Source organism: Kitasatospora sp. NPDC057198 (genome assembly GCF_042670125.1).
In the GTDB taxonomy this organism is placed as follows: Bacteria; Actinomycetota; Actinomycetes; order Streptomycetales; family Streptomycetaceae; genus Kitasatospora.
This window is the reverse complement of the sequence record NZ_JBHUWH010000540.1, coordinates 1-4,981: the sequence shown is the minus strand read 5'-3', so window position 1 is coordinate 4,981 and position 4,981 is coordinate 1. Positions and strand designations below refer to the sequence as shown.

At 75.8% G+C, this 4,981-nt stretch carries 2 protein-coding genes; both read left to right on the top strand.

Annotation, left to right across the window (positions count from 1 at the left end):
* A partial coding sequence (locus ACFUEL_RS35015) for a phosphopantetheine-binding protein (protein ID WP_380241500.1) occupies positions 1-492 on the top strand: 492 nt, incomplete at its 5' end.
* Positions 493-553: 61 nt separating this feature from the next.
* A partial coding sequence (locus ACFUEL_RS35010; protein WP_380241498.1) for a type I polyketide synthase occupies positions 554-4,981 on the top strand: 4,428 nt, incomplete at its 3' end.

The window sequence follows — 4,981 nt, the reverse complement described above, 5'->3', positions numbered from 1 at the left end:
GGCCTGTCCCGGGCCGAGCAGCAGCGCGCGCTGGTCAAGACCGTCCAGGCGCAGGCGGCCGCGGTGCTCGACTACGCCACGGCCGACGCCGTCGAGGCCACCCGGGCGTTCAGCGACCTCGGCTTCGACTCGCTGACCTCGGTCGAGCTGCGCAACCGGCTGAGCCGGGCCACCGGCCTGACCCTCCCCGCCACCCTGCTGTTCGACTGCCCCACCCCGGTGGTGCTGGCCGAGTACCTGTGGGAGCGGGAGTTCCAGGACGGCACCGGGCCCCTCCCGCTGGTCGAGGAGGTCGACCGGCTCGGGTCGCTGCTGTCCGGCACGGCACCGGACGAGAAGACGCACCAGTTGATCACCGACCGCCTGCAGGGGCTGCTCGCCCAGTGGTCGGAGGCGGGCTCCCGGACGGAGACCCGGGCGGTCGCGGAGAAGATCGGGTCCGCATCGGACGACGAGATATTCGAGTTCATCCACAAGGAACTCGGCAGGTAATTCAGGGTCCGTTCCTGCGGATAGCAGGCATGCATTTCACGAACTGGATTGGTGAGATCCGATGGCGAACGAAGAGACGCTCCGCGACTACCTCAAATGGGTGACGACCGACCTCTACAACACGCGCCGGCGCCTGCGCGAGGTGGAGGAGCGCGGCCACGAGCCGATTGCGATCGTCGGCATCGGCTGCCGCTACCCCGGCGGGATCCAGGCCCCCGAGGACTTCTGGGACCTGCTGGCGAACGGGCGCGACGGCGTCGCGGGCATCCCCACCGACCGCGGCTGGGACATCGAGCAGCTGTACGCCGACGACCCGGACGGGATATCCCAGGTCCGGGAGGCCGGGTTCATCGCCGACGCCAGCGGCTTCGACGCCGGGTTCTTCGGCGTCAGCCCGCGCGAGGCCGTCGCCATGGACCCGCAGCAGCGCGTCCTGCTGGAGGTCTGCTGGGAGGCGCTGGAGCGCGCGGGCATCGACCCGACCTCGCTGCGCGGCTCGGCCACCGGCGTGTTCGCGGGCGCCGCGCTGTCCGGCTACGGCTTCGGCACCGACGAGGACCTCGACGTCCACCTGATGACCGGGACGTCCACCAGCGTCATCTCCGGCCGGGTCTCGTACTCGCTGGGCCTGGAGGGCCCGGCCGTCACCGTGGACACCGCCTGCTCGTCCTCGCTGGTGGCCCTGCACCTGGCGGCGCAGGCCGTCCGCTCCGGCGAGTGCTCGCTGGCGCTGGCCGGCGGCGTCACCGTCACCGCCATCCCGATCATGTTCACCCAGTTCTCCAAGCAGCTCGGCCTCGCCCACGACGGCCGCTGCAAGGCGTTCTCGGCCGAGGCCGACGGCATGGGCATCGCCGAGGGCGCCGGCATGGTCGTCCTGGAGCGGCTCTCCGACGCCCGCCGCAACGGGCACCCCGTGCTCGCGGTGATCCGCGGCTCGGCGATCAACCAGGACGGCGCCTCCAACGGGCTGGCCGCCCCCAACGGCCCGTCCCAGCAGCGCGTCATCCGGGCCGCCCTGGCCAACGCCCGGCTGTCCGCCGCCGACGTCGACGTGGTCGAGGCGCACGGCACCGGCACCACCCTGGGCGACCCGATCGAGGCCCAGGCCGTGATCGCCACCTACGGCCAGGGCCGCACCGGGGAGCAGCCGGTCTTCCTCGGTTCGGTGAAGTCCAACATCGGCCACACCCAGGCCGCGGCCGGCGTCGCGGGCGTCATCAAGATGGTGCTGGCCCTGCAGAACGGGCGGATGCCGCGCACCCTGCACGCCGCAACCCCCTCCCCGCACATCGACTGGACCGCGGGCGACGTGCGCCTGCTCAGCGAGGGCCGGGAGTGGCCGGCCGGCGAGCGGATCCGCCGCGGCGGCGTCTCCTCGTTCGGCGTCAGCGGCACCAACGCCCACGTCATCGTCGAGGAGGCCCCCGCCGAGGACGCCGAACCCGCCGAGGACGCCACCGGGGCCCCCGGGGCCGACACCGCCGACACCGCCGGCACCGCCGAGGACGCCACCGGGAGCGTGCCGCCGGTGCTCGCCGACGCCGCCGCCTGGGTGGTCTCCGGCCGCTCCGCCGACGGCCTGGCCGCCCAGGCCGACCGGCTGCGCGACTGGCTCGCCGCCCGCCCCGCCGCCGACCCCGCCGCGGTCGCCAGGTCGCTGGTCACCAGCCGCGCCACCTTCGAGCACCGGGCCGTCGTGCTCGGCCCCGACCGCCCCGCCCTGATGGGCGCGCTCGCCCGGCTCGCCGCCGGACAGCAGACCCCCGACGTGGTCACCGGCACCGCCCACACCACCGCCCGCACCGCCTTCGTCTTCCCCGGCCAGGGCTCGCAGTGGCTCGGCATGGCCGGCGAACTCGCCGCGAGCAGCGAGGTGTTCGCCGCCCGGCTGGCCGAGTGCGCGGCCGCCCTCGCCCCCTACGTCGACTGGTCCCTGGACGAGGTGCTGGCCGGCGCCGACGGCGCGCCCGCCCTGGAGGCCGCCGACGTCGTCCAGCCCGCGCTGTGGGCCGTCATGGTCTCGCTCGCCGCCGTCTGGGAGGCCGCGGGCGTCACCCCGGACGCCGTCGTCGGCCACTCGCAGGGCGAGATCGCCGCCGCCACCGTCGCCGGCATGCTGACGCTCGAGGACGGCGCCAAGGTCGTCGCCCTGCGCTCGCGCGCCCTGCGCGCCATCACCGGCACCGGCGGCATGCTGTCCGTCACCGAACCCGCCGCCAGGGTCGCCGAACGGCTCGCCGCCCTGGACGGCCGGCTCTCCCTCGCCTGCGTCAACGGCCCCTCCGCGACCGTCGTCTCCGGCGAGGTCGGGGCCCTGCACGCGCTCAAGGACGAACTCGACGCGCAGGGCGTGCGCGCCAAGGTCGTCGCCGTCGACTACGCCTCGCACTGCGCCCAGGTCGAGAGCCTGGAGCGGGAGATCACCTCGCTGCTGGCCGACCTCGCCCCGCGCGCCGGACGGATGCCGATGGTCTCCGCCGTCACCGGCGAGACCCTGACCGGCGAGGAGCTCGACGCCGGGTACTGGTACACCAGCCTGCGCGCCACCGTCCACTTCGAACGCGCCGTGCGCACCCTGGTCGAGCAGGAGCACCGGCTGTTCGTCGAGGTCTCCCCGCACCCCGTGCTGCTCGCCCCGATGACCGACACCCTCGACGAGGCCGCCGCCGTCTGCGGCACCCTGCGCCGCGACGACGGCGGCACCGCCCGGATGCTCACCTCGCTCGCCGAGGCGTTCACCGCCGGCGCCCCCGTCGACTGGGCCGCCGTGCTGCCCGCCGCCGACCGGGTCGACCTGCCCACCTACGCCTTCCGCCACCAGCGCTACTGGCCCAAGGGCATGCTGGCGCTGCCCGGCGCCGCCAAGCCCGGCGACGGCGACCCCGCCTCGCTCGGCCTCGCCGCCGCCGGCCACCCGCTGCTGCGCGCCGTCGTCGAACTCGCCGGCGACGCCGAACTGGTGTGCACCGGACGGCTGTCGCTGCGCACCCACGCCTGGCTCGCCGACCACGCCATCGGCGGCACCGTGCTGCTGCCCGGCACCGGCTTCGTCGAGATGGTGCTCAGCGCGGGCCACCAGGTCGACTGCGGCCTGCTCGAGGAGATGACCCTGCAGGCCCCGCTGGTGCTCGCCGCCGACGGCAGCGGCGTCCAGATCCAGGTGGTGGTCGCGGGCGCCGACCCGGACGGCCGCCGCCAGGTCGACGTCTACTCCCGCCCCGACCGGCCCGAGGAGGACCCGGTCTGGACGAAGCACGCCGCCGCCGTCGTCGCCCCCGCCCGCACCGGCGCCCGCCCCGACGCCGACCTGGTGTTGTGGCCGCCGCGCGACGCCGAACAACTCGACATCGCCGACCTGTACACCGTCCACCTCGCCGACATCTACGGCCCCGCCTTCCAGGGCCTGCGCGCCGTCTGGCGCCGCGGCGAGGACGTCTTCGCCGAGGTCGCCCTCCCCGAGGAGGCCGGCGACGCCACCGCCTACGGCCTGCACCCCGTGCTGCTGGACGCCGCCCTGCTGGCCGGCGTCGTCGCCGAGGCCGCCGAGGCGCAGGACGCCGGCGAGGACCCGCAGGGCCAGATCCGGATGCCGTTCGCCTGGACCGGCGTCGAACTGCACGCCGCCGGCGCGCCCGTGCTGCGCGCCAAACTGCGCCGCGACCCCCAGGGCAGCCTGACCCTGACCGCCGCCGACGCCGCCGGCACACCCGTCGTCACCGTCGAGTCGCTGATCACCCGCCCGGTCTCGCCCGAACAGTTCCGGTCCTCCGGCGACGAGTGGATCCGCGACGCGTTCTTCACCGTCGAGTGGTCCCCGCTCGCCCCCGCCGCCCTCCCCGCGGGGCCGTGGGCCCTGGTCGGCGAGGACCGCTTCGACCTCACCGGGCAGCTCGCCGCCGCCGGCGTCCGGGTCGAGGCGTACCCCGGCCTCGCCGAACTCGCCGCCGACGTCCGCGCGGGCAGCGCCCCGCGCACCGTCCTCGCCTGCCTGGGCGGCCAGGACGCCGAGGACGTCACCGCCGCCGCCCCCCGGGTGGCCGGCGAAGCCCTCGAACTCGCCCAGCAGTGGCTGGCCGCACCGGAGTTCGAACCGCTCGAACTGACCGTGGTCACCCGCGGCGCCGTCTCCGCCCACCCCGCCGACCGCCCCGCCGACCCCGCCTCCGGCGCCGTCTGGGGCCTGCTGCGCTCCGCCCAGCTGGAGAACCCCGGCCGGTTCGTCCTCGCCGACCTCCCCGCCGACGGCGGCGACGGCGACACCGCCGCCCTGCCCGCCGCACTCGGCAGCGGCGAACCCGAGATCGCCGTCCGCGACCGCAAGGGCCACGGCCGCCGCCTCACCCGCCCCACCGGCGACCCCGCCGGCGACCCCGCCGCGGGCAGCCCGCGCAGCGTCCTGGTCACCGGCGGCACCGGCACCCTCGGCGGCGTCGTCGCCAAGCACATGGTCGCCACCGGCCGGGCCGGCGGCGCCGTCCTGCTCAGC